The organism is Sebaldella sp. S0638 (assembly GCF_024158605.1).
Classification (GTDB): domain Bacteria; phylum Fusobacteriota; class Fusobacteriia; order Fusobacteriales; family Leptotrichiaceae; genus Sebaldella.
Genome location: NZ_JAMZGM010000219.1, coordinates 1 through 2,472, shown reverse-complemented (window position 1 = coordinate 2,472; position 2,472 = coordinate 1). Strand labels below are relative to the sequence as shown.

The following is a 2,472-nucleotide window of genomic DNA, read 5'->3' as shown; positions in this document are numbered from 1 at the left end:
TTATATTCACTTGCCTCGTTACTTATTACTCCTACTATTTCTGGTGCTATTTCGGCTATATCCTGATATATTGCCAGCCTTTCTTTTTCCTGGTCAGGACTTCTTCCTTCTATTTGAGATAATTGGCTATATTGTGCATAAAGACCCTCCAATTCGGTCTTTACTCCATAGAATTGCATGGCATAGTCATCTACACTTTTGGTATCTACCATTCTGTCTATAGCGCCAAGCATATTATTTATTACACCTAGTACTCCTTCACCGGCTGGAATAAATTTCTGTCCGAAAGCTCTTGATATATTATCTATATATGCTTCCATTACTTTTAACTGATTGGCATATGCATCTATTGTTCGCTCAGCATCTCCTTGTATAAAATTAGTTTTTTCCATCAGAAAGTTATATCTTACTAACTGTTTTTGTGCTTCTGACATTTCTTTCCATTTAGTTTTTATTCCGCTTGCAAGAGCATATTCTGCCGCTGTTGTCTCATTTAGGATTATCCCGAATCTTTTTAATGGTTCGGTCTCTCCTGTTATCCCTGCTTTAATTGCTGTAAAAGCTTCTTCATCTGCAACATTGAAAAATGATGAGAAATCTGCTGTTAACTGGGATAAGGAAACTGACATATCCTGAAAATCTTCTGTTTTTATTCCTGACCCTTTAAATATACTTCCGTATACAGAAGCGAACTTTTGTAACTGATAAGAGGCTCTCCCTACATCAGTACTCACTCCTTCTGCCCACTTGGCTATATCTTCTTTACCTTTACCAAATACTTGCTGTAATACGTTATCCAGTTCCTTTATATCACTCGCTGAGTTTATACACTGTATTCCCAATTTTCCTAGTTCTCTTATTCCTACTGCTATTCCTAGTCCGGCCAGAATTCCTTTTACTCCTCCTAAGGAAGCCATTAGTTTCTGAACTCCTGATGTTGCTCCGCCTGATGTATTTCCCATGTTATTTATCTGACGGGTTACGGTATTTAATTCAGTCCTGTATCTTTCTATTTCTCTTGTATAGTTATCTACAACGCTTAAGACCGTTTCTATTCTGTCCTGTTCCACTTTGTGCCTCCTTACTTTGGTTTATTTTCTATACATGCTGTATTTAGTCTGTCTAGTATATATTTTAGTTTGTTTACCAGCCAGTAAGGATGATTATCTATTGAAGTATTTAAAGGTAAATGCTTTATTTCATATCTATCACCCATACCTGCCAAGCCAAAATATATTCTATATCTACGTACATCACTTATTACTTTTTCTAACGCTTCATCTGTTGTCTCATGTCCTTTTACTATATTCAGACACGCCCTAGCATATGAATTGTCAAAATTCCGGCCTGATACTTTTTTAGCTGTACCATGTTTTCTGTCATTAATTCCAATATTGCCTTACTTAATATTTCTCCGTGTCTGTCTCCAAATTTCTGTAAGTTCTCCATACTTACTTCAGTACTTACACCATTTAAAAATATTTCATTTAGCTGTGAGAACAGGAATTCCACTTCCTTACTTTCTGTAAAGTTATATTCTATCGGAATTATCTCTATATCCTTACTGTTCTCCTTTATTCTTCTTATTACTTCAGGCTTTGTAAGATAGTTCCACATATTTCTGTATTTCCCGACTAACTCCACCACTATGTAATCTTTATCTGATCCATAGGTCCTTATATCCGTTATTTTCTGCTCAGGTATTACCGGTGATTCATTCTTTTGAATCTCCTCTTTTATATGCCGACCTGTATTTCTTAAATCCTTATTATCGGGATTTTTATTATCTACCTTCAGTTTTTCATTGTCATATTTCTTTTCAATATTTGCTTTTTTCTCAGAGACAGAAGCAGGTTTATCCTTACTTCTGTCTATTACATTTATATTCTTTTTAGCCATATCATCACCTTATTACAGAATACTTGCGTAATCTAATATTTCTATTTTTACCGGTGTTTTTTCTGTTTCATCATAATATGCTGATACTTCTTTTGTTAATCCTCCGGCTCCTCCTATGTCCGTTCTCTCTGATTTGGTTACTTTACAATTTGGAAATGTCATTCTGAATATTTTGGCTGGATTGCCTCTTTCTGCAAATTCTGTTATTATTTCATAAGATGAATTTGATTTTATATCACTTAAATCCTGTATGTATGTTGGTTTGTCAAATTCATTAAAGGTCATTGATATTCCTACACTTCCACGTTCTCCCTGTCTTATTGCCTTGTAATATTCTGAATTTAATGCTTGTTTTCCTTCAAGTTTATTATCTACTGTTATATCTATACTTTCCACTTTGGAAGTTATATCTGTTCCTGCCTGTTTTATTGTTGTTCCAAGGCAGATTAAAGGCTCGCCTGCAGGGGCTATTTCTATTCCTGTATACCCTGTACTGTTTGTTGTAAAATCCATTCCTATCATGCTGGCTGTCGCTGTTACATAGGCTGCTATTGATGTACTTATGTTTATTGA

General features: G+C 34.9%; 3 protein-coding genes and 1 pseudogene. All 4 read right to left on the bottom strand.

Annotation, left to right across the window (positions count from 1 at the left end; all coding sequences use genetic code 11):
• Positions 1-1,070, bottom strand: a pseudogene (locus tag NK213_RS19720) (hypothetical protein); the annotation flags it as partial.
• A gap of 11 nt (positions 1,071-1,081) precedes the next feature.
• Positions 1,082-1,216: a hypothetical protein gene (locus NK213_RS20555; RefSeq protein ID WP_256478849.1), complete on the bottom strand. Its 135-nt coding sequence runs from the start codon at positions 1,214-1,216 to the stop codon at positions 1,082-1,084.
• 92 nt (positions 1,217-1,308) lie between these two features.
• A complete protein-coding gene (locus NK213_RS19715; RefSeq protein WP_253352515.1) occupies positions 1,309-1,899 on the bottom strand; it encodes a hypothetical protein in 591 nt (196 codons plus the stop codon).
• A 12-nt stretch (positions 1,900-1,911) separates the two neighbouring features.
• Positions 1,912-2,472, bottom strand: a 561-nt coding sequence (locus NK213_RS19710; protein ID WP_253352513.1) for a phage tail tube protein, incomplete at its 5' end; no start/stop codon positions are given.